General features: G+C 68.2%; 32 protein-coding genes. 15 read left to right on the top strand and 17 right to left on the bottom strand.

Annotation, left to right across the window (positions count from 1 at the left end; all coding sequences use genetic code 11):
• The first annotated feature begins 8 nt into the window (after positions 1–8).
• Positions 9–341 carry a DMT family transporter gene (locus tag H7J86_RS02280; protein WP_267289138.1) on the top strand — a complete coding sequence of 111 codons (333 nt, stop codon included), beginning with the start codon at positions 9–11 and terminating at the stop codon, positions 339–341.
• Positions 341–664, top strand: coding sequence for a DMT family transporter (locus H7J86_RS02275; RefSeq protein WP_170847398.1), 324 nt, complete (start codon positions 341–343; stop codon positions 662–664). The genes H7J86_RS02280 and H7J86_RS02275 overlap by 1 nt, the downstream gene beginning before the upstream one ends.
• Here the strand turns inward: H7J86_RS02275 and H7J86_RS02270 are convergent.
• Entirely contained in the window at positions 618–1,835 is a 1,218-nt protein-coding gene (locus tag H7J86_RS02270) for an MFS transporter (protein ID WP_090360986.1), read from the bottom strand. The two genes, H7J86_RS02275 and H7J86_RS02270, sit on opposite strands and share 47 nt — an antisense overlap.
• Here H7J86_RS02270 and lysA point away from each other — a divergent pair.
• The 4 genes from lysA to H7J86_RS02250 all read left to right on the top strand — a co-directional run bounded on the left by lysA (position 1,834) and on the right by H7J86_RS02250 (position 6,623).
• Positions 1,834–3,096 (top strand): diaminopimelate decarboxylase, encoded by a 1,263-nt coding sequence (gene lysA / locus H7J86_RS02265; protein ID WP_267289136.1) that lies wholly within the window; start codon positions 1,834–1,836, stop codon positions 3,094–3,096. The two genes, H7J86_RS02270 and lysA, sit on opposite strands and share 2 nt — an antisense overlap.
• Positions 3,097–3,115: 19 nt before the next feature.
• Positions 3,116–5,272 carry a 4-alpha-glucanotransferase gene (malQ, locus tag H7J86_RS02260; protein WP_267289134.1) on the top strand — a complete coding sequence of 719 codons (2,157 nt, stop codon included), beginning with the start codon at positions 3,116–3,118 and terminating at the stop codon, positions 5,270–5,272.
• Between the two features lie 65 nt (positions 5,273–5,337).
• Entirely contained in the window at positions 5,338–5,784 is a 447-nt protein-coding gene (locus H7J86_RS02255; RefSeq protein WP_267289132.1) for a hypothetical protein, read from the top strand.
• A gap of 41 nt (positions 5,785–5,825) precedes the next feature.
• Entirely contained in the window at positions 5,826–6,623 is a 798-nt protein-coding gene (locus tag H7J86_RS02250; RefSeq protein WP_267289130.1) for an SDR family NAD(P)-dependent oxidoreductase, read from the top strand.
• On the opposite strand, the gene H7J86_RS02245 is transcribed toward H7J86_RS02250, so the two are convergent.
• A complete protein-coding gene (locus H7J86_RS02245) occupies positions 6,616–7,107 on the bottom strand; it encodes an NUDIX hydrolase (RefSeq protein ID WP_267289129.1) in 492 nt (163 codons plus the stop codon). The genes H7J86_RS02250 and H7J86_RS02245 overlap by 8 nt on opposite strands.
• Before the next feature lie 218 nt (positions 7,108–7,325).
• Between H7J86_RS02245 and H7J86_RS02240 the strand changes: the two genes are divergently transcribed.
• Positions 7,326–8,117, top strand: coding sequence for an SGNH/GDSL hydrolase family protein (locus tag H7J86_RS02240; protein WP_090361571.1), 792 nt, complete (start codon positions 7,326–7,328; stop codon positions 8,115–8,117).
• Between the two features lie 38 nt (positions 8,118–8,155).
• Here the strand turns inward: H7J86_RS02240 and H7J86_RS02235 are convergent, their stop codons facing one another.
• Positions 8,156–8,731 carry a hypothetical protein gene (locus tag H7J86_RS02235; RefSeq protein ID WP_090361006.1) on the bottom strand — a complete coding sequence of 192 codons (576 nt, stop codon included), beginning with the start codon at positions 8,729–8,731 and terminating at the stop codon, positions 8,156–8,158.
• A gap of 52 nt (positions 8,732–8,783) precedes the next feature.
• Positions 8,784–9,656, bottom strand: coding sequence for a nuclear transport factor 2 family protein (locus H7J86_RS02230; protein ID WP_267289127.1), 873 nt, complete (start codon positions 9,654–9,656; stop codon positions 8,784–8,786).
• 39 nt (positions 9,657–9,695) lie between these two features.
• Between H7J86_RS02230 and H7J86_RS02225 the strand changes: the two genes are divergently transcribed.
• Entirely contained in the window at positions 9,696–10,052 is a 357-nt protein-coding gene (locus H7J86_RS02225) for an Rv0313 family protein (protein ID WP_267289125.1), read from the top strand.
• Positions 10,053–10,124: 72 nt separating this feature from the next.
• The gene (locus tag H7J86_RS02220; RefSeq protein WP_090361015.1) at positions 10,125–10,529 is read left to right on the top strand and encodes a hypothetical protein; all 405 of its coding nucleotides are present in this window, start codon (positions 10,125–10,127) and stop codon (positions 10,527–10,529) included.
• Positions 10,530–10,533: 4 nt separating this feature from the next.
• On the opposite strand, the gene H7J86_RS02215 is transcribed toward H7J86_RS02220, so the two are convergent.
• From H7J86_RS02215 to H7J86_RS02180, 8 genes are all read right to left on the bottom strand, one after another.
• Positions 10,534–10,728, bottom strand: coding sequence for a hypothetical protein (locus tag H7J86_RS02215; RefSeq protein ID WP_090361018.1), 195 nt, complete (start codon positions 10,726–10,728; stop codon positions 10,534–10,536).
• Positions 10,703–10,849 carry a hypothetical protein gene (locus tag H7J86_RS02210; RefSeq protein ID WP_170847375.1) on the bottom strand — a complete coding sequence of 49 codons (147 nt, stop codon included), beginning with the start codon at positions 10,847–10,849 and terminating at the stop codon, positions 10,703–10,705. The genes H7J86_RS02215 and H7J86_RS02210 overlap by 26 nt, the downstream gene beginning before the upstream one ends.
• A 5-nt stretch (positions 10,850–10,854) precedes the next feature.
• Positions 10,855–11,436: an Asp23/Gls24 family envelope stress response protein gene (locus H7J86_RS02205; protein WP_267289123.1), complete on the bottom strand. Its 582-nt coding sequence runs from the start codon at positions 11,434–11,436 to the stop codon at positions 10,855–10,857.
• A complete protein-coding gene (locus H7J86_RS02200) occupies positions 11,433–11,996 on the bottom strand; it encodes a DUF6286 domain-containing protein (RefSeq protein ID WP_267289121.1) in 564 nt (187 codons plus the stop codon). Before H7J86_RS02200 ends, H7J86_RS02205 begins: the two co-directional genes overlap by 4 nt.
• On the bottom strand, positions 11,993–12,361 hold the full coding sequence (locus tag H7J86_RS02195; RefSeq protein WP_267289119.1) for an Asp23/Gls24 family envelope stress response protein: 369 nt from the start codon (positions 12,359–12,361) through the stop codon (positions 11,993–11,995). The genes H7J86_RS02200 and H7J86_RS02195 overlap by 4 nt, the downstream gene beginning before the upstream one ends.
• Positions 12,354–12,533, bottom strand: coding sequence for a hypothetical protein (locus tag H7J86_RS02190; RefSeq protein ID WP_267289117.1), 180 nt, complete (start codon positions 12,531–12,533; stop codon positions 12,354–12,356). Before H7J86_RS02190 ends, H7J86_RS02195 begins: the two co-directional genes overlap by 8 nt.
• Positions 12,534–12,626: 93 nt before the next feature.
• Entirely contained in the window at positions 12,627–12,971 is a 345-nt protein-coding gene (locus H7J86_RS02185) for an Asp23/Gls24 family envelope stress response protein (protein WP_267289115.1), read from the bottom strand.
• Complete coding sequence (locus tag H7J86_RS02180; RefSeq protein ID WP_090361033.1) at positions 12,946–13,410, bottom strand: Asp23/Gls24 family envelope stress response protein; 465 nt, start codon at positions 13,408–13,410, stop codon at positions 12,946–12,948. Before H7J86_RS02180 ends, H7J86_RS02185 begins: the two co-directional genes overlap by 26 nt.
• Positions 13,411–13,635: 225 nt before the next feature.
• On the opposite strand from H7J86_RS02180, the gene H7J86_RS02175 reads away from it, so the two are divergent.
• The 3 genes from H7J86_RS02175 to H7J86_RS02165 all read left to right on the top strand — a co-directional run bounded on the left by H7J86_RS02175 (position 13,636) and on the right by H7J86_RS02165 (position 15,120).
• Positions 13,636–14,184 (top strand): RNA polymerase sigma factor, encoded by a 549-nt coding sequence (locus H7J86_RS02175; RefSeq protein WP_372517214.1) that lies wholly within the window; start codon positions 13,636–13,638, stop codon positions 14,182–14,184.
• The gene (locus H7J86_RS02170; RefSeq protein WP_267289111.1) at positions 14,181–14,639 is read left to right on the top strand and encodes a hypothetical protein; all 459 of its coding nucleotides are present in this window, start codon (positions 14,181–14,183) and stop codon (positions 14,637–14,639) included. The genes H7J86_RS02175 and H7J86_RS02170 overlap by 4 nt, the downstream gene beginning before the upstream one ends.
• 295 nt (positions 14,640–14,934) lie before the next feature.
• A complete protein-coding gene (locus H7J86_RS02165; protein WP_090361040.1) occupies positions 14,935–15,120 on the top strand; it encodes a hypothetical protein in 186 nt (61 codons plus the stop codon).
• 30 nt (positions 15,121–15,150) lie between these two features.
• Here H7J86_RS02165 and H7J86_RS02160 read toward each other — a convergent pair whose 3' ends face one another.
• The 3 genes from H7J86_RS02160 to H7J86_RS02150 form a co-directional block, all read right to left on the bottom strand.
• Positions 15,151–16,494 carry an ABC transporter ATP-binding protein gene (locus H7J86_RS02160; RefSeq protein WP_267289109.1) on the bottom strand — a complete coding sequence of 448 codons (1,344 nt, stop codon included), beginning with the start codon at positions 16,492–16,494 and terminating at the stop codon, positions 15,151–15,153.
• Positions 16,495–16,523: 29 nt separating this feature from the next.
• The gene (locus H7J86_RS02155) at positions 16,524–18,266 is read right to left on the bottom strand and encodes an ABC transporter permease (protein WP_267289107.1); all 1,743 of its coding nucleotides are present in this window, start codon (positions 18,264–18,266) and stop codon (positions 16,524–16,526) included.
• 538 nt (positions 18,267–18,804) lie between these two features.
• Positions 18,805–19,146 carry an ArsR/SmtB family transcription factor gene (locus H7J86_RS02150; RefSeq protein WP_235683297.1) on the bottom strand — a complete coding sequence of 114 codons (342 nt, stop codon included), beginning with the start codon at positions 19,144–19,146 and terminating at the stop codon, positions 18,805–18,807.
• Between the two features lie 92 nt (positions 19,147–19,238).
• On the opposite strand from H7J86_RS02150, the gene mgtA reads away from it, so the two are divergent.
• Positions 19,239–21,872, top strand: a complete 2,634-nt coding sequence (gene mgtA, locus H7J86_RS02145) for a magnesium-translocating P-type ATPase (RefSeq protein WP_267289105.1) — start codon at positions 19,239–19,241, stop codon at positions 21,870–21,872.
• Here mgtA and H7J86_RS02140 read toward each other — a convergent pair.
• Together H7J86_RS02140 and H7J86_RS02135 are read right to left on the bottom strand one after the other, a co-directional pair.
• The gene (locus H7J86_RS02140) at positions 21,823–22,086 is read right to left on the bottom strand and encodes a hypothetical protein (protein WP_090361052.1); all 264 of its coding nucleotides are present in this window, start codon (positions 22,084–22,086) and stop codon (positions 21,823–21,825) included. The two genes, mgtA and H7J86_RS02140, sit on opposite strands and share 50 nt — an antisense overlap.
• A 101-nt stretch (positions 22,087–22,187) precedes the next feature.
• Positions 22,188–23,723, bottom strand: a complete 1,536-nt coding sequence (locus H7J86_RS02135; RefSeq protein WP_267289289.1) for a PucR family transcriptional regulator — start codon at positions 23,721–23,723, stop codon at positions 22,188–22,190.
• Positions 23,724–23,825: 102 nt separating this feature from the next.
• On the opposite strand from H7J86_RS02135, the gene H7J86_RS02130 reads away from it, so the two are divergent.
• Together H7J86_RS02130 and H7J86_RS02125 are read left to right on the top strand one after the other, a co-directional pair.
• The gene (locus tag H7J86_RS02130) at positions 23,826–25,262 is read left to right on the top strand and encodes an APC family permease (protein ID WP_267289103.1); all 1,437 of its coding nucleotides are present in this window, start codon (positions 23,826–23,828) and stop codon (positions 25,260–25,262) included.
• Complete coding sequence (locus H7J86_RS02125) at positions 25,259–26,104, top strand: universal stress protein (RefSeq protein ID WP_267289101.1); 846 nt, start codon at positions 25,259–25,261, stop codon at positions 26,102–26,104. The genes H7J86_RS02130 and H7J86_RS02125 overlap by 4 nt, the downstream gene beginning before the upstream one ends.
• Positions 26,105–26,106 lie beyond the last annotated feature (2 nt).

Raw genomic sequence — 26,106 nt, 5'->3', positions numbered from 1 at the left:
TCGTCGGCGTGCGTAAGTGGCTGCTGCTCAGCGCGGCGATCGTCGTCGAAGTCGCGGCGACGTTGTCGTTGCGAGCGTCTCAGGACGACTCCGCGTGGCTGGTGGTCGTGGTCGTCGGCTATACCGGTGCCTTCGCGTTGATGGCGGCGGTGATGAGGGCCGGGATGCCGGTGGGCGTCGCATACGGTATCTGGGGCGCGGTGGGCACCGCGGTGACGGCTTCGCTCGGCGCCGCGCTCTTCGGTGACCCGTTCACCTGGCCTATCGCGATCGGCATCGGGCTCATCATCGCCGGTGTGCTGCTCGTCGAATTCGGCTCGCACACAGAGTCTTCGACATGATGTGGTGGGCGCTGGCCGGCGCCATCGGCAGTGAGGTGCTGGCCACCCTGGCGCTGCGCGCATCCGATGGATTCCGCCGCAAGGCGTGGCTGTTGCCGATTGCCACGGGCTACGTGCTGTCGTTCTATCTGCTGTGGCTGACGCTGTCGCTCGGGATGCCGGTCGGTATCGCCTATGGCGTGTGGACGGCGTGCGGGGTGGCACTGGTGGCCGTCGTGGCCCGGGTGCTGTTCCGGGACCCACTCACCTGGCGGATGGGGCTGGGTATCGCGCTCATCATGGCGGGGGTGCTGACGATCGAGCTGGGAGCCGTCGCCCGCTGAGTGCCCCGGCCATCAGCAGCGCGACCACCCCGGCGACCGGCACCAGCACCAGGCCCGCCCGAAGTCCCGCGGCGTCGGCGATCAGCCCGACCACCGGAGGCGCGGCCACGAACCCGACCCGCATCAGCCAGGCCACGATCGTCAGCCCACTGCCGGGCCGCAGCCCGGGCAGACGGTCGGCCGCGTGCATGGCTGCGGGTACCGCGGTGGCCATCCCGAGGCCTGCCGCGGCGAATCCCGCGACGCTGGACACCACGGACGGGTAGGCCAGCGCCGCGCCCATTCCCACCGCGACGATCACCCCGCCACCGCGCACCACGGCGCGCTCACCGAACCGGTCCACCAGCCGGTCACCGAGCAACCTGCCGACGAACATCGCGCCGGCCAGCGCGATGTACCCGGACACCGCGACCGCGTCGGATGCGCCGAGGGATCGCAGATACAGCGTCGCCCATGAACTTCCGGCGTCCTCGACGATCGCGCCGGCGATGGCCAGCGCCACCAGCGCGGCCAGCACGGCGTACACAGCGGGTCCGGCGCGCGCACCGCTCCCCTGCCGGGCGCGGGCATGCTCATCGTGTTCGGCGCCCTTGAGCAGGAACGGCCACACGAGCAGGGCCACCGCGGCGAACAGCACCGCCGACAACCCCAGGTGTGCGGCCCGGCTCATGCCGAGCGCCAGCGATGCCGCGCCGAGCAGGCCGCCGAGCACCGCACCGGCGGCCCACACCGCGTGCAGCGAATTGATGATCGAGCGGCCGTAGCGGCGCTGCACCCACAACCCGTGCGAGTTCTGTCCGACATCGGCGAGGGCGTCACAGCAGCCGCCGGAAAACAGCACCACCGACACCAGCACCGGCGAGGGCGCCCAGCCGACCAGACCCACCAGCACCGCCAGCGCGGCCGAGGCGAGCACCGCAACGCGCGCCGAACCGAACCTCCGGATCACCACACCGGCGGCCAGACCCGCCACCAGCGCACCACCCGGGAACGCCGCCACCATCACGCCGTAGGCCGCATTGCTCAGCCCCAAGTCGGCCTTGATCTCGGGAAACCGCGGGAGCAGGTTGGCGAACGTGGCTCCGTTGATGAGGAACAGCGCAGCCACCGCGATCCTGGCGTGCCGCACTTCCCGTCCGGACTTCACGGACGCCGACGATACTGGGCTCATGTCGGCCGCCCCCTTGCTCGCCCTGTTCCCACCGGGCTCGACGCTGGATACCGACGGCACCCTGATGGTCGGCGGTTGCCGCCTGGACCTGGTGGCCGCGGAATTCGGAACGCCTGCCATCGTCGTGGACGAGGACGCCCTACGCGCCCAGGCGCGGGCCTACCTCGACGCGTTCCGCACTCGCTGGGCTCGCAGCGAGATCGCTTTCGCTTCGAAATCGTTCCCGTGCACCGCGGTTCAACGGGTGATGGTCGAAGAGGGACTGCATCTGGACGTCGCCGGCGGCGGGGAGATTCTCTCCGCCCTCAAGGCGGGCGCCGATCCCGCCCGATTGGTGCTGCACGGCAACGCCAAGACCGACGAGGAACTCACCATGGCGGTCGAGCACGGCGTGGGGCTGGTGGTGATCGACAACTTCGACGATATCGACAGGCTGGAGAACATCGTGCCGGCCGGTCGCAGGCAGCCCTGCCTGGTGCGGGTCATCCCCGGCGTGCAGGCCGATACCCACGCCTCACAAGCCACCGGGCACGCGGGGTCCAAGTTCGGGCTGGCTCCCGACGATGCCAGGCGGGCGATCGCCCGGGTCCAGGCCAGCCCGCGGCTACGGATGGACGGGGTGCACACCCACGTGGGTTCGCAGCTGCTGCACACCGAACAACTGGCTGCCGCAGTCGCCCCGATCGCCGCGCTCGGCACGTTCGACACCTACGACCTCGGTGGTGGGCTGGGCGTGCGCTACACCTACGCCGAGCACGCACCCACCATCGACGAGTACGCCGCCGCCATGGTCGAGCAGGCCCGCACCCTGCTGCCCACGGGCAGCCGCATCATCGTCGAGCCGGGACGCAGCATGGTCGCGGCGTCGGCCTGCACGCTGTACCGCGTCACCACCGTCAAGCGCGGGCAGATCACTCATGTCGCCGTCGACGGCGGGATGGGCGACAACCTCGAGGTGTCACTGACCGGGCAGCGGTTCGAGGCCACCGTCGTCAACCGAGTGGGTGGGGGCCAGACCGTCACCGTGGTGGGACGGCATTGCGAGTCCGGCGACCGGCTGGTCGATGGGGTGGCGCTGCGCGATCCCGTGGTGGGTGATCTGCTGGCCGTCCCGGTCACCGGTGCGTATTGCTACACCATGTCCAATCAATACAACGGCGCACGCCGAGTTCCGGTGGTGTTCACCCGCAACGGATATGCCCGCCTGGTCGTGCGCCGCGACACCTGGGCGGATCTGCTCGCCCGCGACGTGGAGCCGTGAATCCGGCAAGATTGCCGGCATGACTGAACTAGCCGACCTGGCCGTGCGGTACCGGGTGGCGACGGAGTTCGTGGACTGGACCGGGCAATGGCATCCGGTGCCGGAGTCGACGCTGGTATCAGTCCTTGACGCCCTCGGTGTGCCCGCCGGCACGGACGACGAACGCCGGGCCGCGTTACGCGCCCACGACCGCGAGTACTGGGAACGCACGCTGCCGCCGACCGTCGTCAGCACGGCAGGCACCGCAACACCGTTCTGGGTGCACGTCACCCACGGCGACCCGATCGGACTGTGGCTGCGACTGGAGGACGGATCGGTGCGCACCGGTCTACGTCAGCTCGAAAACAACCGCCCCCCATACGATCTGGATGGCCGGCTGATCGGGGAGGCCACCTTCGAGCTGCCTGCCGATCTGCCCCCGGGGTACCACCACCTGCACGCCCAGACCGGCGGCACCGACACCAGCACCCTGCTCATCGTCTCCCCCGCGTCGCTCACCCCGCCGCCGGGACGGCAGTGGGGCCTGGCCACCCAGCTCTACAGCGTGACATCGGAAAACTCTTGGGGAATCGGCGATCTGACCGACCTGACCGACCTCGCGGTGTGGTCCGCGACCCGCCACGATGCCGGGTTCATCCTGGTGAACCCGCTGCACGCCGCGGCTCCGGTGGCGCCGATGGAGCCGTCGCCGTACCTGCCGACCTCGCGGCGGTTCGTCAACCCGCTGTATCTGCGGATCGAGGCCATCCCGGAATACGCGTTCCTGCGCAAACGCGCCCCCCTCGGTAAGGCGCGCGCCGAACTCGCCGCCCGGTCGCGCCGCAAGAAGCGCATCGACCGCGATGCGGCGTGGAAGGTCAAACGGGCCGCACTCGCTCAGGTGTACCGGGTCAAGCGTTCGGCGGGCCGCGAACTGGCCTACGCCGCCTACGTCGCCCGGGAGGGCCGCAGCCTCGACGACTTCGCCACCTGGTGCGCCCTGGCCGAGGAGTACGGCGCCGACTGGCACACGTGGCCCGAAGCGCTACGGCATCCCGCGAACCCGGCCGTCGCCGAGTTCGCCGCCGGCCACGCCGCGGCCGTCGATTTCCATCGCTGGCTGCAGTGGCTCCTCGACGATCAGCTCACCGCCGCCCAGGCCACCGCCGAGCAGGCCGGGATGACGCTGGGCATCATGCACGACCTGGCGGTCGGGGTCGATCCCGACGGCGCAGACGCCTGGGCACTGCAGGATGTGCTGGCCCTCGGCGTCACCGCGGGCGCACCGCCCGACGAGTTCAACCAGCTGGGCCAGGACTGGTCGCAGCCGCCGTGGCGGCCCGACCAGCTGGAGCGCGCGGGCTACGCGCCGTTCCGGGCATTGGTCAATGCGGTGCTGCGGCACTCGGGCGGGGTGCGCATCGACCACATCATCGGTCTGTTCCGGCTGTGGTGGATCCCCAAGGGTGCCGCCCCCACCGAGGGCACCTATGTGCGCTACGACCACGAGGCGATGATCGGCATCGTGGCACTGGAGGCGCAGCGGGCAGGCGCGGTGGTGGTCGGCGAGGATCTGGGCACGGTGGAGCCGTGGGTGCGTGACTACCTGCGCGAGCGCGGACTGTTCGGTACCTCGATCCTGTGGTTCGAACTGGACCGCGACGGTTCCGGCGGGCAGGAGCGCAGCGACTCGGGGAATCATTCCGGTGAGAACACACCGCTGCCCGCGGAACGCTGGCGCGAGTACTGCCTGGCGTCGGTGACGACGCACGACCTGCCACCGACGGCGGGCTATCTGGCCGGTGAACATGTCCGGCTGCGCGACGAACTCGGGCTGCTGACCCGGCCCGTCGAGGAGGAGTTGGCGGACGACAAAGCCGAGCTGGCCGCCTGGCTGTCGGCGCTGCACCGGCTCGGGCTGGTCGGAACCGACCCGGACACCGACGAGATCATCCGCGGGCTGTACGCCTACCTGGGCCGGACGCCGTCGCGGCTGCTGGCCCTGGCTCTGCCCGACGCGGTCGGCGATATCCGCACCCAGAATCAGCCGGGGACCACCGACGAGTACCCGAACTGGCGGGTCCCGCTGGCCGGGCCGGCGGGCAATCGGCTGCTGCTGGAGGACGTGTTCACCGATCCGCGGGCCGCTGCCCTGGGCGAAGTAATGAAAGCGCAGGTACGGACGATCAACCCGTGACTGAAGTTTCTACGGGTGCTCAACTGCGATATCTTCGCAACGCACCGCGATAACCCGGAGGTCACGTGAAGAAGCAAGTTGTTCTCGGCATCGGCGGGTTCGCCGTGCTCACGGCGGCCGCCTCGGCCACCCTGGTCGGCGCCGGTGTCGCGAGTTCGGACCCCACCAGCGGAGCCAACCCCTACAGCGTGATCGGGGAACCGTACGGCAAGGCCGTGGCCATCCTGAAGAGCCAGGGTGTGCGCTCCAGCTTCGGCGGATCCATCGGCAGCGATGTTCCCCAGGCCCAGTGCATCGTCAGCGGGCAGAAGGCCACCTCCGCCGGAAAGATGATCCTGGAGCTGAACTGCACCCAGAAAGCGTATGAAGACGCTCAGGCCTCGACCCCGTCCCGAGGTGGTGGCGCATCCGCCGGCGTGCCCGGTGCGCCGAACGTCGGTGCCAACGGTGTCACCACGGTGACGCCGACCCCGGTCGGCCCGCAACCCGGAATGTCGGTCCCGGGGGCCTGATACCGCGGGTCGCGCGGCGGTGACGGGCTACCGTGACCACCGTGACATCTGCGAGCGACCGGTCCGGCTACTCCCATCCCCGTTCCCTGCAGGGTCGCGTGGCGATCGTCACCGGCGCCGCGCGGGGCGTCGGGAAAGGCATCGCGACCGCCTTGTTGCAGCGCGGGGCATCGGTGCTTCTCACCGATATCCTCGACGACGTCCTGGAAGCGACCACCGCTGGCTTCAAAGAGGCTGGGCTGCAGGCTCATTCGCTGGTCGCCGACCTTCGTGACGCCGACACGCCGCAACGGATCGTCGATACCGCGTCGCACACCTTCGGGGCCATCCACGCGCTGGTGAACAACGCCGTGGCATGCAACGAACCCAAGGCCTTCGGTGACATCAGTGCGGCCGACTACGACCTCGTCTATGACACCGGTCCACGTGTCACCTTTGCGCTGATGCAGGCCGTTCATCCGCACCTGCTCGCCGCGGGCGGTGGCGCGATCGTCAACATCGGGTCCGCCGCCGGCACCGCGGGCGAACGGAACTTCGGGGCGTACGCCGGCGCCAAGGAAGCTATCCGGGGCATGTCCAAAGTCGCCGCGCTCGAATGGGGCCGGGACGGCATCCGCGTCAACGTCGTGTGCCCATTGGCCGAGACGGACGGGCTGAAAGTACTGCGAGACCTGGATCCGAAGCGTTACCAGCAGGTGGTGAGCACGACCGCGCTGAAGCGTATCGGCGATCCGGCCACCGACATCGGCCCCGCCGTGGCGTTCCTGATCGGGGACGACGCGGCCTACATCACCGGACAGACCATCCTGCTCGACGGCGGCGCGGGTTCGTTCAGATAGCCGGCCCCGTTCCCGCAGCAGATCCGGTCAGCTCTTGGAGCAGCCAATCCAGCAGCGGCTGTTGACCTTTCAGAATTTTCAGCCGTGCCGTGGGCACATCGAACCAACCGACCCGGTCCAACTCCGGGTAATCCTTGAAATTCCCCGAACCCCGGGGCCATTCCAGGGTGAAGGTGTTGCTCACCGCGCGGCCGGTATCGAGGTCACCCTCGACCGCGAAGGCGGTGACGATCTTGCCGCCGGGCTGCTTCAACGGCGCGAACGCGATCGGCGGGCCGTCCGGCACCGCGACACCGACCTCCTCGGCGAACTCCCGGCGGGCCGCCGCCCAAGGGTCCTCCCCGTCGAGGTACTCCCCTTTGGGGATCGACCACGCGCCCTCGTCCTTCCGTGCCCAGAACGGCCCGCCCGGATGGCCCAACAGCACCTCCAGGACACCGCCGGTCGTGCGGTACAGCAGCAGGCCTGCACTCTGACGGGGCATCGCCTCACTGTAGGGACCGGGGTCAGCGTCCGCAGAACCGCCGTGACATCGCCCACACGGTCGGTGAACACGGGATGAATGCGCCGCCACCGGGCGGCGTCCATCTTCCGCATCGGGTGTGAAGCACCGCGTTGACCTGCACCGGAAGCGCGGTCCGCCCACGGCAGGTGTGGTGCGCCGCGGGCGAATCGGGGCGGCGGAGCACTACAGTCACCACCGTGGTCGACGTCCACTACTCACGTTATGTCGCCCTGGGTGACAGCCAGACCGAGGGACTCTGGGACACCGATGACACCGGCGCCCTCATCGGCTTCGCCGATCGGCTGGCCTGGCTGCTCGACGGCTACTCCCCGGGTATCGAGTACGCCAATCTCGCGGTCCGGGGCAAGCGGATCCGTGACGTGCTGGAGGTGCAGCTGCCCGAAGCCGTGGCCATGCGGCCGGACCTCATCACGATGTGCGTGGGCATGAACGACGTGACACGGCCGGGTCGCAAGTTCGACCAGGCCCTGGTCGATCTGGATATCCTGCACGACCGGCTGGCCCTCACCGGCGCGACCGTGGTGACGACGACCTTTCCAAATCTGGCCAGGGTCCTGCCCGCCGGCCGGATCCTGGTGGCGCGCGTGCTGCGGATCAACGACGTCATCCGCGCCGCGGCCGACCGGCACGGCTTCCGGCTCATCGATCTGTACCACGCCGATTCGATGACCGACCCCGAGAACTGGAGCACCGACCGCGTGCACGGCAGCACCAAGGGGCACCAGCTGTTCACCGCCGCAGCGGCGGAGGCGTTGGGATTACCGGGCAGCAGCCACGACTGGGCATACGCGGCGGCGGCGGACACCGAGCAGTCGCTGCGCTCGCGGCTGTACTCGCAGGCCATGTGGACTCAGAACATGCTGATGCCATGGATCTGGCGGCATCTGCGCGGGCGGTCGGCCAGTATCGGCGGCGGCCCCCGGCATCCGCAGCTGAGCCCCGTGGTGGCCCGGTCAGACGCCCGCTAATCCGGCTTTCGCGCTGAGCACGCGCGCAAGGGTACGGATCAGATACCGGTCCATGTCGAGTCGATCATCTCGGCGATGTTGATCACCTTGGCCTGCTGCGCCGCAGGGTTGTCGATCTCACCGCCCACGTGGATCGCGATGAACCGCTTGATCTCGGCATCGATACCGGCCATCACCCGCAATACCTCGGCGCGCAGGGTCCGCGAGGTGACGTGGATGGCGATGTCCCGGGAGTGCGGCTTGCGCACATCGAGCATGAGGACCAGCGGCTCGGCCGCCCGCGCGACGGCCTGCAACGCGATCTCGCCGAAGACGCTGAACTGCGGTTTGTCGATCTTCAGGTCGACGACCATGTTGATCTCCAGCGGGATCCTGATGTCGAACGTGAAGTTCTCCCCGAAATGGCGGGTGACGCGGGGGTTCTGGACCCTGACCTTCGCGGTGACCTTGGCGATCCCGCCCGGCCCCTGGCTGATCGGACCCATCTGGAACTCGTCACCGGCGATCGCGCTGATGGCGTCGCCGACGCGCCGCTCACTGACCGCGACATCGAAGAACTTTCGGCCGAACTCTTCGTAGGTCATGTACCCCATCGGGTACTCAATGTCAGACATGGTGAACCTACCGTCTCACGTCCGCGGTGCGGCGTCGCACAACCCACCCCGGTTATCGATCGTCGGCGAACACCCGAAGCCCGCGCAGCGCCGTCGGATGAGTGCCGAACTCCGCGATGAGCACCAGATCCCGACCTCCCCCGCTCAGGCGAGCCGCGACGGACCGACCCGCCGCCAGCAGCGTGCGGACCCGGGTGCCGGCCAGCAGACCGACCAGCTCCGACTGTGGCAGCACCGCATCGTCGCCGGCCGTCACCCGCGGTGTGGAGCCGAGCCGGCGTTTCACCGCCACCTCGTCGCCGGCTGCGGCGTCGGCCAGGAGATCCGAGACCAGCCGTTTACCGCGGGTTCCCACACCGGGTATGCCGGCCATGAACCCGGCAGCCCCCACCAGACCCTGATTGCGCAGCAGCGTGGCCGTCAGCCGCAGGCCTGCCGGCACCGCGGCCACCCCGCAGCGGGCGAACTGGACGGCCATCGCGGGCAGTTCCCAGTAGGCCCGCAGCGCGGCGATCCGCAGTTCACCGCCGTGTGATTGCACGTCGTAGCGCAGGATCGCCGGGATGTGCATGGTGACGGAGGCGCTGTCCCGGGAGCCCATCGCGACCTCCAGCACCAGATCGCGCAGCACCGTGGAACGCGTGCCGTTTCCCGGGTCGCTTCGCTCTCCCCCGCGAGCAAGAGGTGGCCCCAGCCCTCCGGTGACGATGTCCACGTCCCGGTGGAAGGTGATGGTCCGCGGACCGATGAAGGTGTCGTAGAACCGCGCCAGCTGATCCCGGCCGATATGCGGCCGCGAGCCGACCGGATCCTCCACCCGTCCGTCCGCGGTGAACAACCCCACCCAGGCCTGGCGATCGTGGCCGGCGACGGCAGCCGGGGAGCGCTCGACCGTGGCCAGAACCGCCGCTGGTGTTGTCGACATATCCTTTCCTTTACCACCCCGGTGTGAAGGAGGACGGCAATGAGCCAGAACGGGCCGTTCGGAATCGACCCCGAAGAATTCGATCGCCTCGCCCGCGAGGCCGGCGAAGGACTGCGCGACGCGCTCGACCGATTCGGCAAACGCGCCGGCTGGTCCACGCTGATCGATCAGTTCACCGCTCAGTCCCGCCCGGCCGGACCGGAGGCCACCGGGGAGACCGGGGACGGCGTCTGGGCCATCTACACCGTCGACGAGGCGGGCGGCGCCCACATCGAAGAGGTCTACCCCAGCGAACTCGAGGCACTGCGGGCCAACAAGAACAACACCGACGCGGCCCGCCGCGTGCGGTTCCTGCCGTACGGCATCGCCGTCAGCGTGCTCGACGCTCCCGAATAAGCCGTGACCGCCCCGCTTCGGGATTAAGCTTTGCCGCGGCGGGGTCGGGACGGCAACTTCGAGGGTGGGGACATGATTCGTGAACTGACCGTGGCGGCGACCATTGCATGTGCCGCGTTCGGGACGGCCGCACCGGCGCTCGCCGATGACGAGCCCGGCCGCTACCCCAGCGACGTGCCCGGGATGAGCTATGACGCCTCCTCGGGCGCACCGTGCGACAACTATCAGCTGTTCACCTTCGGGCGGGGCCCCGGCGGCCAGGCGATGATGTGCCGCTGGGTGCCCAACCAGTGGCCGCCGGTGTACACCGGATTCTGGATGCCGTCCTATCCGCTGTACGGCGTGCAGCAGACCGGTGCGCCGTGCCCGGGGCCGCAGGCGGCGGCCCAATCGCCGGACGGGAAGCCGATGCTGTGCCTCGGTGCGCAGGGCTGGCAGCCCGGCTTCTTCACCGGTGACGGGTTCTTCCCGGCCTGACCGTTCAGGCGATGCTGGCGGCGACCGCATCACTGACGTGGCGCGCCCACTCGTCGATGCTGCGGCGAATGCCCGGTGAGCACGCGCACACCGATACCTCCGGGTCGCTGGGAGCCACGATCGAGTAGTGCCGGGTCAGCACCGGTGCGAGTACGGCCCAGGCGAACAACCGCTCACCGTGATCGTCGGTGCTGGACATCTGACTCCTTGTCTGGGGATGCGGATTTCGGGCGTTCGACCAGTTTGGCGAGCGCGCGGATGACGCCGCCGAGGACGATCGCACCCGCGAACAGGGCGGCGACGGCGGCGTCACTGGTCAAGCGGATCATTCGAGGTTCCGGGGCTTCCGGGAGGTGCCGCCGGCTTTGACGACCTGCAGGAGGGTGCGCGTCGCGACTGCGGAATCGCCGGTGGCCTGGGCGATGTGACCGCATGTCGCGTCGACTGCGCCGATCACCTCACGCACAGCGGCCGGATGGGCGACGGTGACGGTCAGTTCGACGGTCGCGGTACCGCGATCGGTGACCGCCTTTCCCTTGGCGGACTGCACGTTCGGGTCCTGTTCCAAGGCCGCGGCCGCCGCCGAGGCGACACCGTTCAGGTTCACCGTGACGAGTCCCGGGTCAGTCCCACCGGACACGCGCAGCACCGGTGCTTTGCGGGTCGGGATATGAGACACCACCCAGAGCAGCCCGATCACCACCAGCAACGCCCCCGCCCCGGCCAGTGCCCACGGCCACCAGCTCGACGTGGTGGCGTGCGCGGCCGGTTCCGCGGTGATGCGCTCCGGGACACCGCGCACCACATGGAGGGGCCACAGGACCGCGGCCGCACCGATCGCGGCCAGCACGAGGCCTACGACCAGCGTCGCAGCACGGTCGAGCACATCGGTCGGGCGCAGGCTCATGCCGACCCGCTCGTCACGATCCGCACCGCGACCTGCGGCGGCGGCAGGAGGATCTCGGTGGCGCTGCCGACCGCGGCGGTGATCGCGCCCTTGGCGCCGGCATCGGATTCGGTGCCGGACACACCGACATAGAGAATCACCTTGCGGCGGGTCGCCTCCGAACGCAGCACCTCGACACCGGACACGGAGGTGGCCGCGTGGGACGCCAGTCGTGCCACATCCCGCGGACGCATCCAGACAGCCGCTCGGGCATCGACGGCGACGGCGGTCTTGCGCCGCGGCCGCAAGGCCGAGAACACCATCCATGCGCCGACGATCAGCGCGACCGCGCCGGCCGGGACCATCCACCACTCACTGGACAGACCGTCCACCGCCGTGAGGGCGGCCCCGATCCACGACGTTCCGGCCATCCAGCCCAGCGCGACCCCGGCCTCGCGCAGTGCGAACACCCCGGCGCTCAGGACCACCAGGGCCAGCGCCACGCCGATATGGCGAGCGGTCGCGGCGGCGACCGGTACCCGGCCAGGTGCGGGCAGCCCCGCTGTGTCGGCGGTCGTCATCGGGTCCTCTTCGCGTCGGTGGTGGTGGTGCTGAACTGTTCGACCGTGACGTCGACACGGTCGACGTGCAGCCCGGCCATGGCGGAGAGGGTCTGCGCGACATTGGCCTGGACGGCACGGGCCACCTCGACCGCGGATGCCGGCCACCCGACGGTGACCCGCAGGTGCGCCGCGACCCGGCTTCCGGTGACGGTCAGCTGCGCCTGGGGCAACGACCGGCCCGCGACCTTGGCCAGGCCGGCCGAAAACGGCACCACACCCGGTGTGTCGAGCGCGGCGCGGACCGCGAGCCGCTGGGCGACCTTCTCCCGGACCGTCAGGTTGCCCCGGGTGGCGGCGTCGTCGTCCTCGTGCACCTCACTCACGGCCGCGGCCCCGCAGTAATGACCCGAGATCCAGCTCGCCATCGCGGTGGGCACCGATCAGGTAACCCGCCACCCCGAGCAGGAGCGCGATGAGGAAACCCCACAGTCCACCGGCGGCCGCGGCCACTCCAAGCAACAATCCCGCAACCAGCCCCAATGTCGACGAGGTCATGACGCGCACCTTCCGGAAGGAAAATCTCACTGGCACAAATGAATTCATAAGAGGTGTGGCGGCGCGCCCCTCGTCGCGCCGCCACACCGCGCACTATCGCAGTTCTCGCCCGGACGCCGGTGTCACAGGCACGAGATCCTCGACAGTGACGTCGACGGGCAGATCGGTGATCGCGGCGACCGCTCGCTGGATGGCGGTGGCCGTCGGCCGCACCGGCGCATCGAGCGCCAGGCTCACGTGGACATCGACCCGGTCCGGCCCCAGCCGGATCCCCGCCACCCGGCGGCCGGGCAGGTAGGTGGCCACCTCGCCGAACATGCCGGCATGCAACCCGGCGACGCCGTCGATGGCGATCACCGCCGAGGCGATGCGCTCCGCTTGCTCCTCGGCCGGGTCGGCCGCTGCCGGTACCTCACTGGACACGCGCGGGCGCCGCATCGGCGTCGTCGGCACCGTCGCCGTCGAGGTACACGTCGTGCACCGTGATGTTGACCTCGGTGACCTCGAGTCCGGTCATCCGCTCGATCGCGGCGATGACGTTGCGCCGGATGCCCGCGGCCAGATCGGCGATCGCCACCCCGTATTCGGCGACGATGTCGATGTCGACGGCCGCCTGCTTCTCCCCGATCTCGACCGACACGCCCTGGCTCTGGTTGACGCTGGCACCCGGGATCCGCTCACGCAGCGCGCCGACCACCCTGGATGCGCCGGCACCCAGGTCGTGCACGCCGCTGACCTCACGGGTGGCGATCCCGGCGATCTTCGACACCACCACCCCGGCGATCGTGGTCTTGCCCTGCGAACTCACCAACGGTGACCCTTGATACGGGCTGACCTCTTTGCCGGCTGCATCTGTACCGAGCTGTGCGCTGGTCATCGCCTCTCCCCTCTGATCCGATCTGACGAGCAACTCATGGTTAGTCGGGGCGAACACCCCGAACCGAACGTCCTTCCGGCGTGATACATGACACACACCGGACCCCCAGCTAAGGCCGGCGCAACGGGCATAGCATGCTTGCCTGCGGCGCCAGAGTCGATATCTGGGGCAGCAGTCAAGCGTAACTGGGAGCGGGGTGGGGTGAGAGCGCCAACCGACGGCGACCTGCGCGACGCCGATGACGAGGCCCTTCGGGTCTCGGCCGCTGTCGGTGACCGAGAGGCCTTCGACGCCATCGTGACCCGGTACGGCCCGGTCTTGTACCGGTACGCGCGGCGGATGTTGGCCTCGGAAGCAGATGTCGCGGACGTGGTGCAGGACACCTTCGTTGCTGCGTGGCGGCAGATCGCCGGCTTTCGCGGGTCCTCCTCGCTACGGACGTGGCTGTTCGCGATCTGCTACCGCAAAATCGCCGACACGCACCGGCTCAAACGTGCCAATCCGGTCGAGGATTGGGTGCTGGAGCCGTTGGCAGGGCCGGACACCACGGCGGACCCGTTCACCGCCGCATCGAACGCCGCTTTTCTGGATGCGCTCGAAGTTGCGCTCGGCGAGTTGCCCGTGCGCCAGCGTGCGGTTTGGATGATGCGTGAAATCGAACTGATGACGTTTCCTGAGATCGGCGAAGTTCTGCAACTCAGTCCCGACGCCGTGCGCGGTCACCACATCCGGGCGACGAAGGCCTTGCGAGTTCTGTTGAGGAGGTGGCAGTGACGGAGTCAGATCCTTTCCTGCACCGCGCGGCCTCGTACCTGAGAACTGCGCCCGAGCCCGGGTGGGATGCCATCAGCGCGAAGGTGCGTGCCGCCGTGCATGCGGCGTCGCTCCCCGGCTGGCCCATCCGCGCCTCACGCGACCTCGGGCACGGCGTGGTCTACATCAGCGATCACGCGCTGCGCAGCCTGCTGGCGCGGGAGTTGCGGCGCAAGTTCGTCTGCCAGCCCACGCGCATCGCCTTCACGCTCGAGGGCAACGTACTGCGCGCGATCGATATCGACGTCACCGGAAGCTACGGCACTCAACTGCACGAACTCGGGGACGATATCCGCCGCACCGTGATCGACACGGTCCGCCTGATCCTCGATGACCTCGACGACGACGGGCGTACACCGTCGGGTCCGATCGACGTGACCATCAGCGATGTCGTCGACGGTGATCCGCTGGGCTGACCGGGATTCCCGAAGCGCCATAGCGGGTTTCGGGCCGGTCACCGAACCGAGCGCGACGGTCATGGGGGTGTATCAGGTGCATAACGAAACGATCACGGCCCGAGGGCAGTACTTTCACCCGCCGAAACGGGTCTGACCTGGCGATTCACGGCCTCCACCGGGGTCCAACCGGTCACCTGCCGCCACCCGGAAAGCCGTCCCAGCCGGTAGACTTCTGCACACGGTGCCGCAGCGGTACCAGTGAATTCGCTTCATCGAAGACAGCGACAGCCGACAATGCCCGCAGAGGTTCGAGTTGAGCAAGCGACTGTTTTCCGGCTTTGAAGATGCCGGATGGGACCACGCCCCTTGGGATGACGAACCTTGGTTCTCCCCTGCCGAATTGGAGATTCTGCTCGATCCGACGCTGTCGGTGGCAGAAGCCGCCGACCGCGTCGGCTGCGTCGAACGAGACGTGGTCGCACTGCGCCGGATCGCGTAGCACCGCGGCCGGCGGGCGGTCCGGCTCCCGTCAGATCGGGCCTGTCCGCACCCGTGGCGGAGCCGCCGCCGCGCCGGACAGATCGGCCGTCGGATCCGCCGATATCTGGTCGTGATCGGTGTCGTAATCGAACAACTCCGCGTAGCGGCCCCAATCGATCGCGATGTCCAGTTGCCTCTTGGCATCGTCGGGACCGAACCCTCGGCGCAACAGGTCGAGGAAGAACCCGGCACGCAGGTTTCCGTCCGCGCTGGACTGCAGCGCCGTGCAGATCGTCCGGACCAGCGGCGCGCGGGTGCGGGCCAGTTCGGCGAAGATCTGCTTGCTGCGCTGGATGCCGGCGGTGGTGAATCCGGTTCCCACCGTGGTCAGTTCGATGTCGCCACGTTCGACATCCAACAACCCCAGTAGTTCGGCGGCATCCACCAGCGGGAGCAGGTCGTCGATCTCGAAGTTCAGCGCCGCGGCCAGCTCCGGCAGGTCGACGTGCCCGCCTCGGGCATAGACGATCTCCACCAGTCCGGCGAGGCCGCCGACCGTCGCGTCGGGCAGTGGGGTGTCGGTCGGTGTCGCATCGGTCGATTCGGTGACGGCGCCGGCCGCCGTTCCGGTGAGCAGTTGGTAGAGGCGGTCGACGTGTGCGGCGAAGGCCGGCGAACGACGGTCCCGCGGGCGTGGCAGGTCGATGCCGACCTCGGCGCGGATCCGGCCCGGATTCGCGCCGAGGACGATGACACGGTCGGCGAGCAGCACGGCCTCCTCGATGTTGTGGGTCACCAGGCAAATCGACCGGGTGGGGAAATCCTGTCCCCGCCACAGCGTCATCAGCTCGGTACGCAGGTTCTCCGCGGTGAGCACGTCGAGCGCCGAGAACGGCTCATCCATGAGCAGTACGTCCGGCTCGAGCACCAAGGCGCGGGCGAACCCGACGCGTTGACGCATCCCGCCGGAAAGCTCCTTCGGATAGGCCGATTCGAATCCGTCCAGGCCGATGGTGTCGATCGCCCGCAGCGCCTGCTCGCGCCGCCTCGCGGGCGGCACTCCCCGTGCGGCCAGCCCGAGCTCGACATTGTCCTGCACCGTGAGCCACGGCATCAGCGCAAATGTCTGGAACACCATTGCGGTGCCGGGATTGGCGCCGTTGAGCTCGTGCCCGCGGTACCGCACCGACCCGCTCGACGGGGCGATCAGACCGGCGATGGTGCGCAACAACGTCGACTTGCCGGAGCCGGAACGTCCCAGGAGCGCGACGATTTCACCGGCTCGCAGATCCAGCGTGATGTCGTCGAGCACCAGGAGCGTGTCGCCGCCGGCACCGGTGAAGCTCTTGCTCACCCGCTCGACGCTGACCAGGATGTCCTCGTTGATCGTCATGGGTGACCTCCTCGGAGAAGTGGGGGTAGTCAGGACAGGGCGAAGCGTCGTTCGGATATCGCGTACAACCGGTGCCACAGCAGCCGGTTCATCAGCACGACGTAGAAACTCATCACGATGACGCCGACCAGGATCCGTCCGGTGTCACCGCTGGAGGTGGCGTCTTTGATATAGGCGCCGAGTCCGGTGGCGGTCAGCGTCGTTCCGTTGTACGTGACGACCTCCGCCACGATCGACGCGTTCCACGCCCCACCTGCGGCAGTGATTCCGCCGGTCACATAGCTCGGGAAGACCGCCGGAAGGATAAGGCTGCGCCACAGCGCTATTCGCGGCAGACGTAGGCTCGCCGCAGCCTCGCGGAGGTCATTGGGTATGGCACTGGCTCCGGCGATGACGTTGAAAAGGATGTACCACTGCGCCCCGAGGGCCATCAGTAGGACGCCGCCGATATCGAGGCTGATCCCCGTCGCCAGAAGCACCGCCGCGACGAGCGGGAAGAGGAAATTGGCGGGAAAGGACGCCAGCACCTGGACCACCGGTTGCGCCGCTCTGGCCACCCGCGGGTTCATTCCGATCCATACCCCGACCGGCACCCAGACCACGGTCGCGAAGATCACCAGCACGACGACGCGGGCGAACGTCGCCGAGCCGAGCAGCAGCGCGTGCCCGACTTCGCCGAATCCGACTGTCGCCGAGATGAAATCGACGGCACGATAGGCTCCGTAGCCGACGACCAGACACACCGTCGCGGCGAACGCCCAGTCCCCCACCCGCCGGCGCGCCGTGGGCGTGCGCAACGGATGCTCTGCGATACCGAACACCGCCATCAGTCGGTCGAGCGGGTTGACCAGCAGTCCCAGGGGGCGGCCGACACCGCGGCCGATACGGGAGCGTCGAAGGATGTTCAGCGTCAGGCTCCGCGGCGCCTCGGCGGATTCGGAATCCTCCATCCGGAACCGCTCGGCCCACGCGGTCAACGGGCGCCAGAACAGCACGTTGACACCGACCACCAGCACCACCATGACGGCGATGGCAAGCAGGACTCTGTTCAGTTCACCGTTGTCGCCGGCCGCGGCCACATAGGCACCGATGCCCGGGAGCGCGAAGTCGTGATTGTCGACACTCAGCGCCTCCGACGCGGTGAGGAAGAACCACCCGCCGCCGAAACTCATCATGCCGTTCCACACCAGCGGGATCATTCCGCTGGGCACATCGACCCGCCAGAAGCGTTGCCAGCGTGAGAGTCTGAGCAATCGAGCGGCCTCGTCGAGCTCCCGCGGCTGGGACACCAGGCTGTGGTAGAACGCGAAGGTCATGTTCCACGCCTGCGAGGTGAATATCGCGAAGATGGACGCGCATTCCAACCCGAGTTCCGATCCCGGGAACAAGGCGATGAACCCGGTGACGGTCACCGACAGAAAGCCGAGGATCGGCACGGACTGCAGAATGTCCAGCAGCGGGATCAACACCTTCTCGGCGCGCCGGGATCTGGCCGCCACCGTCGCGTAGACGAAGGTGAACACCAGTGAGGCGCCGAGCGCGATGAACATCCGCAGCAGCGAACGTCCTGCGTAATAGGGCAATTCGGCAGGGTCGGTGGATACCGACGCCGGAGCCGTCTGCACGGTCCACGGCACGTCGGCACTGTGGACCAGTCGCACCACGAGCCACACCAGTGCCGCCGCGCCGACGAAGACCATCACGTCAGCGCCGACGTGGACGGAGGGCCGGGCGAAGGCGGCCCGCAGGGAATAGGTGCGCAGCATGACCATGGTGGTGTCACTCCTCGGTTCGATGGTCCGCGTATTGGGCGCCGAGACTCGGCTGAGATCCAGATCGGTTGCACTCGTGCGCAAGTCAGCTGTTGCGCACCCAGGACGTCACCGCAGGGCGGACGGATCCCCGGTCACGCGGAGGTACTCACTCGCCGGCCCCATGCGGGCTGCCGGCCACACCGGATACGACCGGATCAGGCGGAGAGCGCGCATGGAGGCGGTGTACTACTTCCCTCACTCATGAGGGCACCTCCGATCGGTCATCGATTGCGCCCACCCGGGGCGCTGCACTGAGATCAGTAGACCTCACCGCGGCCCGACAGTCAAACGCTTATCCAACTGTCGAGTGTCACTGCGTGGGTACCCGCCGCCAGACAAACCACCTACCACCAGCTCATTCAAACTATTATTTGAATGCGTTATCGTTTGACTACCGATCGAACTCGATCAGTTTTGACAGCGCGCGCACCGGCTTCCCGACAGCCGGTTCACAGGATGTACCCGGACACTCGCGCGCATGGTCCTCGAAGTCGGCTCAGGCGCGCCGCTTGCGCGCCCGGCCGCTTTTCCGTTCCAGTCGCCGCGATATCACCAAGGTCGCCAGATCGACGGCGTCCTGATCGATGGCCATGTAGACCCGATGCCGGCCGGCAACCCGGTCACCGACCAGCCCGGCGAGCTTCAGCTTGTTCAGATGGTGGCTGACGGTGGGCAGCGTCTGGTCGATGGCTTCGGCCAGGGTTCCGACATCCTGCTCGCCGTGCGAGAGCAGCCACAGCAGGTGCAGACGTACCGGAGTGGCCAGCAGCGCCATCGTGGAGGCGGCCTCCTGCAACAGCTCATCGGGGAGCGGCTGCGGTTCGGAATTCTTCGGCACGTGGCGGCGTCCTCTCTCGACAGATGTCAGCATCCCGGCTCTTGCATGGTTGTGCAACCATTTGACTGCCGCGTCGTGCGGACGGCGACCCGATGAACGATCGCCCCGAGGCCGAACCGACGTTGCGGGCATCCGCGGCGATGTCGTCGTTTCTGCTCTATCGGTCGATGGACAGCGGCCCCGCCGGCCTCACCGAAGCCGAGGCCGCACGGCGCGTCACGCACACGATGTCCGAGAATCGGCACCGCACCGCTGCCGTTCGGTCGCCTCGACGTGTCGGTCTTGCGCTGGGCTCACCGTTCGTCGCGCTGCTGGCCGGACTCGATATCGTCTTCGCCGTTCTCGGCGATGCCGGGGCGGCGATCACGGTCGCGGCGATGATCCTGCTCGCCGTGGCCCTTCGACTGTGGCAGCAGGGCCGGTCGAGTCGTGCGGTGGCCGCTCTGCGCCGCAGCATCCCGAGCACCATGACGGTGCGCCGGCGCGCCTCCGACGGGGACCCCGCCGTGGAGCGGGAGGTGCCCGTCGACGATGTCGTTGCCGGTGACATCGTGGTGTTGCGCCCGGGTGATGCGCTACCCGTCGATGTGCGCATCGTGACATCCCTGGACTTGTTGGTGGACCAGTCCACCCTCAGCGGGGAGTCGCTGCCCGTCGGCAAGTCCGGCGAGGAGGAGCCCAGTTTCTCGACCCGGCCGGTCCCCGCCAGTTCCCGGCTGTGCCTGGCGGGCACGACGGTGCTGGCGGGGTCGGCGACCGCGGTGGTCCTGGCCACCGGCGCCGCGACCTACGCCCGCAGCCTGGTGGCGACGGCGCGGCGGCTGCCACGGCGCTCGAGCTTCGACCGCGGCGTGCAGTCGGTGGGCTGGACGCTGATCCGGTTCATGCTGGTGATGATCCCGTCGGTGATGGTGATCCGCGGTCTCGTCGACGGCTCCTGGGCGCAGGCCGCGGTTCTCGCCGTCGCCGTCGCGGTGGGCCTGACACCGGAGATGTTGCCGGTGGTGGTGACATCGAACCTGGCCCGCGGCGCGATGCGCATGGCGGGCCAGAAGGTGATCGTCAATCGGCTCAACGCCATTGCCGACCTGGGAGCGATGGACGTGCTGTGTGTCGACAAGACCGGCACTCTCACCGAGGACCGGATTGTCTACGCCCACAGCCTGAACACCGCAGGTCGCCTCGACGGCGCCCCCGCGTGGTACGCCGCCATTGCCGAACGCCACCGCTGTGACATCGACATCCGCTATGGCGAGGCCATCACCGCACTGGTGACCGAGGCTCCACCCGATCAGGCCGGTGCGGGTGAGCACACCAAGATCGCCGAGATCGGCTTCGATTACACCCGGCGCAGGTCGACCATGGTGGTGGCCGACGGCGCAGCCCACATCCTCATCTGCCGTGGCGACCCCGATCGGGTGTTGGAGTGTTGCAGCAGGATTCGCACCGATCACGGCGATATCGAGATGTCCCACCAGGACGAGTCCTGGCGCCTCGTGCTCGGCGACTGCCACGCGCGCGGATTCCAAGTGCAGGCCATCGCCATTCGCCGCGGGCCTGCGCGATTCGAGAAGTACGGCGCCCGCGATGAGCGGGATCTCGTCCTGCTGGGATTTCTCTGCTTCCTGGACCCGTTGCGCGCGAACGTGTCCGACACCATTGCCACCCTGGAGACGCACGGTGTCGGTGTGCGGATCCTGACCGGCGATGCCCAGGCCGTCGCCGTCGACGCCGCCGTACGCGCCGGACTCGACGTCGCCTCGGTCGTGGTCGGTGACGATTTGGAGGATCTCGACGAGGATCAACTGCTGCGGCGCACGAATGACACCACCGTCTTCGCCGAACTCACCCCTGACCAGAAGGCGCGGGTGGTCACCGCCTTCCAGCGGGCCGGCGCGGTGGTGGGCTTCGTCGGGGACGGGCTCAACGACATCGCGGCCCTGCGCGCCACGGATGCCGGGATCGCCGCCGACACCTCGACACCGGCCGCCAAGTCGGCGGCGGACTTCATCCTTCTCGATCGCGATCTCGGCGTCATCGCCGACGGCGTCCTGGAGGGCCGGCGCACCGTGGCCAACACGTTGAAATACGTGCGCGTCACCGCGAGTTCGAACTTCGGCAACGCCCTGTCCCTGGTTGCCGCCAGCGCGTTGGTACCGATTGTGCCGATCCTGCCCGTGCAGCTGCTGGTACAGAACCTGCTCTACGATCTGGCCCAGTTGGCCCTGCCGTGGGATCACGTCGATCCCGACTACCTGAGCCGACCGCGGACATGGCGCTCCGACGGACTGGTGGGCTTCATCGTCATCTTCGGACTGTTGAGCTCCGTATTCGACGTCTTCACCTTCGGGGCTTTGTGGTTCGCTTTCGGCGGCGACCGGGACCATGCCGTCTTCCAGTCGGGCTGGTTTCTCGAAGGCCTGCTCTCGCAGTTGTTGGTGGTGCTGGTGCTGCGCACCGGCGGTGCGCCGTGGGGTCGGCGCCGCCCGAGCCTGGCGGTGATATCGGCAACCGTCGCCGCGGCCGCCGCCGGATGCTGGTTGCCGTTCAGCCCGCTGGCTGCGAAGCTGCACATGAGCCCGCTCTCGCCGGCCTGCTGTTCCTTCATCGGCGCCACCGTGCTGGTGTACGCCGCAGCCGCGCACGTGGTCAAACGCGTCCTGGCGCGCAGGCAGCCTAGAGCGCGGGCCGCGCGATCGGCGTCGCCGGCGCATCTTCCGGAGTAGTCACCGACGTCGTGACGCCCACCGTCATCGTCACGGGAGCCGGGGTGGTGTAGGTCGTCGACACCCCCGCGTTGTTGATGCTGTTGTGGCCCAGCGTCGTCGTGCCCGACAGCGCCATCTGATCCACACCCAGCCAGCACCACACACAGACCGCCAGAACACCCGCACCGAGCGCCACCCGCTTGCCGCGACGGCGTCTTTCACCGAACCTCATGAGTTCGCCTCCAATCTTGCAATACGACGATTCGATAATCATAGAATGATTTGAATATCGGCGCGACCCCTACCTCCGCCGTCGACCGAAGGCGGCATGCCTCAGTTCGGTACCGGTGCCCGCCCCTCACCGCCGGCCAGCAAGGACAGCAGCAACTCGGCGCGCACCCTGGCCACACCGAGATCGCAGTCCAGCAGCCTTTCGGCAGTCCTGATCCGGTTTCGCAACGTATGCCGGTGGATCCCGAGCTCCGCTGCGGCCGTCTCCCACTGCCCGTTCGCCTCCAGAAACGCATGAAGCGCTTCGATCAGGCCGCCGCGCTGCTCGCGGTCGTACTCGACCAGGGGCGCCAACACAGCCTCCGCCACAGTGGCGAGCACCTTCCGGCTCGCATTGTCGGACAGCAGGATCTGACCGGCCACCGCCCCGAATTCGACCGGCGCGCCGCCCCGTGTGGCCATCGCGGCGGCGCGCGCGGAATGCTGCACGGCAGTGGGCAGATCGTCGAGCACGTGTGTTCCGCTCATCCCCACCCGCACGGCCCGGCGGGTGGGCGCGTCCAACCCGTCGATGAGCCGGCCCGCGAAATCGATGCCCACCCCGCCCGGGACGATGACCACCACCTCGACCTCGCCGGCATGCACAAAACACTGATACCCCTCGCGCTCAAGGAGGTCCGCGCACGCAGCACCGACAGCCGGCAGCACCTCCCGCGAATCACTGTCGATCGACAAGGCGCGAATCCGCCGATGCGAATCCGCAACGGGGGCCAGCAACGTCCACGCGGGCTGCACGTCGGCGGTGGCGGTCAGCACCAAGCCCAGCGCCGAGGAATTCAGCCGGCGCTGGGCGTCAGCCAGCCGTGCCGGCTTGTCGAAGTCAAGGGCCAGAAGGGCGTTCGCATGTCCGAGCAGCACCTGATCGATGTGGCTGAGCGGCTGCGCCCCGATGACCACCAGTTCGCCGTACGATCTCGATCCCACTCGGATGCGTTGGTGCGCAACGGTGGTCGGCGCCCCGTTCAGTACGACGGTCGTCGCGCCCGCGTCGGCACCCGGCAGCACTGCGCGTCGGATCTCGTCCAGTACCGTGACATCGGCCGGCGCCGGATGACATGCCACCACGTCGCCGACGGTGTCCACGATCACCACCGTGGCGGCCAGCGCGCGGCCGAGTTCGCGTGCCACGGCGTGCGCTCCCCCGGTGATCACCGCCCGGGTGAGATGCGGCTGCGCCCTCGACACGCGGACGACGTCGTCGTACTGCAGTTCGGCGATCCGGGCCGTGACGGCTTTGACGATCGCGGCGAAAGGTGTCTCCAGCGGCACCTCGATCAACGGTAAGCCGATCTCGTCGGCCACGGCGATGAGATCCTCCGGTACCGCCGGGTGGGTCAAGCCGGTCGCGAATCCGAGACCCGCCACCCCGCGGTCGTCGAGTTCGCGTAGGTAGGCGGCTCGCTGCGGGGCCGTGTCCGGAAGTCTGATCCCGGTCGTGAGCACGAGTTCATTGCCCGACAACCAGCGCGACGGATCGGCCAGTTCGGTGGTGAGCACCACGTCGATCGGACGGCCCACACCGGTCGCGCCACCCCGCAGCCGAAGCGCCAAACCCGTCTGAGTGAGCACCCACGCCACCGAAACACGCACCCGGCGATTATACGGAGTGGTGCAAAATCACCTCAGGAATGTACAGAACGGAGCGGGCCGCATCGGTGTGGCACAGCGCACACTTCTTGGGTGCAGCAGACTTCCCCGCAGGCTCCCTTAGGTAGCGTCTCCACCTCCCCGCGCCTGTCCAGGTCGCTCGGCTTGTGGGCGATTGTCGGCCTCGGCCTCGGCTATATGACGCCGATGACCGTCTTCGACACCTTCGGCATCGTGTCGGAAGAGACCAACGGGGTGGTCCCGCTTGCCTACATCGTGGCGCTGATCGCCATGATCTTCACCGCGCTCAGTTACGGACGGATGACCCGCGTCTTCCCCTCGGCCGGGTCGGCGTACACCTACGCCTCCGAGGTGATCCACCCCAATGTCGGTTTCCTGGTCGGCTGGTCCTCCCTGCTGGACTATCTGCTCCTGCCGATGGTCAACGCGGTCATCGGCCGGATCTACTTCGAGTCCTTCTTCCCCGACACCCCGTCGTGGATATTCGTCGTCGTCTACGTCGGGGTCGTCACCGCACTCAACTGTTGGAGCATCAAGGGCACCTCGAGCATCAACGGCGTGCTGGTGGTCTTCCAGGTCCTTCTGATCGGCATCTTCGTCGTCCTGACCTACATCTCCCTCACCCGAGGCTTGGGTCAGGGCACCGCCCTGACGCTTGCCCCGCTCTATCACGCCGGCGTCGACATGCAGGCCGTCATCGCGGGCGCCACCGTGGTGTGCTTCTCGTTCATCGGATTCGACGCCATCACGATGTACAGCGAGGAGGCGAAGTCGGCGACCACCGTCCCGAAGGCGATCGTCCTCGCGCTGCTCATCGGCGGCGCGATCTTCCTGCTCGGCGCCTGGTTCAGCCAGGCCGCCTTCCCCACCCTCGACGGCTTCGAGGTCACCGACGACACGCTTCCCGAGCTCGCGCTCAAGGTGGGCGGCGAGTTCTTCAAGATCCTCTTCGTCTCGGCCGCGCTATCGGCCATGTTCGCCTCCAGCCTGTCCTCACACGCCAGCGTGTCCCGGATGATCTACGTGATGGCCCGCAACGGCACGGGCCGGATCCCGCGTTTCCTGTCCTACATCCACCCGAGGTTCTTGACGCCGCTGCACGCCGTGCTCATCGTCGGCGCGGTATCGCTGCTGGCCTTCCGGTTCACCCTCGAGTTCGTGTCATCGATGATCAACTTCGGTGCCCTCATCGCCTTCACCATGGTCAATCTGACCGTGCTGCTGTACTTCGCCGTCTATCAGAAGAAGCGACACACGCCGGCGGAGATCTTCACCAACATCGTGCTGCCGATCATCGGCATGCTGCTGACTGCCGTGCTGTGGCTCAACCTGCACTTCGACGCGCTGCTCTACGGCGCCATCTGGTTCGTCATCGGACTGACCCTGCTGATCTACGTCACCCGCGGCTTGCGCAACCCGATGACCATGAGAATCGAAGAGGACACCCTCGCCGAAGAGGGCACCCCGATCCCCCATATCCAGCACGGCAAGAAGGGCGGTTCCCGATGACGCTCGTCGTGGGTTATCTCGCGACAGCCGGTGGGGCCGACGCCTTGTCGCTGGGCGTGCGGTTGGCCCGTACGCTCGGCACGGATCTGCAGGTGTGCTTGGTGCTGGCCCCCGACGACGTGACCACGCCCCGTCTGACCTCGGATCGGTACCACGAAGTACTGGCCGAACAGGGTCAGGCGTGGCTGGCCGAGGCACTGCGCCTGGTGCCGGATGACGTCACGGCCGACGGAAAGGTCATCGTCGCGGAATCGGTGGCCGAAGCCCTTGGCGCAGAAGCCCTTCGGCTCGACGCCGAGGCCATCGTGGTGGGCGGCTCGGGCGGCGGGCTGGCCGGCAGCCTGTCATTGGGCGCCCTGGTCGATGAGCTGTTGCATACCGCGCCGGTCCCGGTCGCGGTGGCGCCGCGGGGCACCCGCCACTCCGAAGTGGAACGCGTCCGATCCGTCACGTGTGCGATCGGCGACCGTGCCGGCGCACGCCGGTTGCTCGACGCCGCCGTGCGGACGAGCAGCGCCACGGGCGCACCACTGCGGCTCGTGTCGCTGGTAGCACTCGACCAGCACGGCGCGGCCGGAATCGAGGCCGCCCGCGAACACGCTTACCGCACACTGAAGTCCGCGCAGGCTGCGCTTCCGGAGGGTTTCGCCGTGACGGCCGTCGTCGCGGACGGTGCGACCATCGAGGCCGCCGTGGACGAGCTCGACTGGGCGGACGGCGACCTGCTGATGCTCGGCTCCAGCAGGCTGGCTCCGCCACGGCGCCTGCTCATCGGGTCGACCGCCGCCAAGATCCTGCGGGTGCTGCGGGTACCGATCATCGTCACACCGGGCGAGGACTAGCC

Origin of the sequence: Mycobacterium hackensackense (assembly GCF_025822555.1) — a bacterium.
In the GTDB taxonomy this organism is placed as follows: domain Bacteria; phylum Actinomycetota; class Actinomycetes; order Mycobacteriales; family Mycobacteriaceae; genus Mycobacterium; species Mycobacterium fluoranthenivorans.
Note: the sequence above shows the minus strand (reverse complement) of the source record. Positions and strands in the feature narration are given on the sequence as shown.

Coding starts and splice junctions, on each gene's coding strand:
- H7J86_RS02270 (WP_090360986.1), bottom strand. CDS start 1,835: ATGAGCCCAGTATCGTCGGCGTCCGTGAAGTCCGGACGGGAAGTGCGG.
- H7J86_RS02180 (WP_090361033.1), bottom strand. CDS start 13,410: ATGACCAGCGCACAGCTCGGTACAGATGCAGCCGGCAAAGAGGTCAGC.
- H7J86_RS02125 (WP_267289101.1), top strand. CDS start 25,259: ATGACGCTCGTCGTGGGTTATCTCGCGACAGCCGGTGGGGCCGACGCC.
- H7J86_RS02235 (WP_090361006.1), bottom strand. CDS start 8,731: ATGTCTGACATTGAGTACCCGATGGGGTACATGACCTACGAAGAGTTC.
- H7J86_RS02205 (WP_267289123.1), bottom strand. CDS start 11,436: ATGAGCCTGCGCCCGACCGATGTGCTCGACCGTGCTGCGACGCTGGTC.
- H7J86_RS02245 (WP_267289129.1), bottom strand. CDS start 7,107: ATGCCCCGTCAGAGTGCAGGCCTGCTGCTGTACCGCACGACCGGCGGT.
- H7J86_RS02200 (WP_267289121.1), bottom strand. CDS start 11,996: ATGACGACCGCCGACACAGCGGGGCTGCCCGCACCTGGCCGGGTACCG.
- H7J86_RS02230 (WP_267289127.1), bottom strand. CDS start 9,656: ATGTCGACAACACCAGCGGCGGTTCTGGCCACGGTCGAGCGCTCCCCG.
- H7J86_RS02215 (WP_090361018.1), bottom strand. CDS start 10,728: ATGTCCAGCACCGACGATCACGGTGAGCGGTTGTTCGCCTGGGCCGTA.
- lysA (WP_267289136.1), top strand. CDS start 1,834: ATGTCGGCCGCCCCCTTGCTCGCCCTGTTCCCACCGGGCTCGACGCTG.
- H7J86_RS02160 (WP_267289109.1), bottom strand. CDS start 16,494: ATGACGATCAACGAGGACATCCTGGTCAGCGTCGAGCGGGTGAGCAAG.
- H7J86_RS02140 (WP_090361052.1), bottom strand. CDS start 22,086: ATGAGGTTCGGTGAAAGACGCCGTCGCGGCAAGCGGGTGGCGCTCGGT.
- H7J86_RS02225 (WP_267289125.1), top strand. CDS start 9,696: ATGAGCCAGAACGGGCCGTTCGGAATCGACCCCGAAGAATTCGATCGC.
- H7J86_RS02185 (WP_267289115.1), bottom strand. CDS start 12,971: ATGCGGCGCCCGCGCGTGTCCAGTGAGGTACCGGCAGCGGCCGACCCG.
- H7J86_RS02155 (WP_267289107.1), bottom strand. CDS start 18,266: ATGGTCATGCTGCGCACCTATTCCCTGCGGGCCGCCTTCGCCCGGCCC.
- mgtA (WP_267289105.1), top strand. CDS start 19,239: ATGAACGATCGCCCCGAGGCCGAACCGACGTTGCGGGCATCCGCGGCG.
- malQ (WP_267289134.1), top strand. CDS start 3,116: ATGACTGAACTAGCCGACCTGGCCGTGCGGTACCGGGTGGCGACGGAG.
- H7J86_RS02275 (WP_170847398.1), top strand. CDS start 341: ATGTGGTGGGCGCTGGCCGGCGCCATCGGCAGTGAGGTGCTGGCCACC.
- H7J86_RS02190 (WP_267289117.1), bottom strand. CDS start 12,533: ATGACCTCGTCGACATTGGGGCTGGTTGCGGGATTGTTGCTTGGAGTG.
- H7J86_RS02220 (WP_090361015.1), top strand. CDS start 10,125: ATGATTCGTGAACTGACCGTGGCGGCGACCATTGCATGTGCCGCGTTC.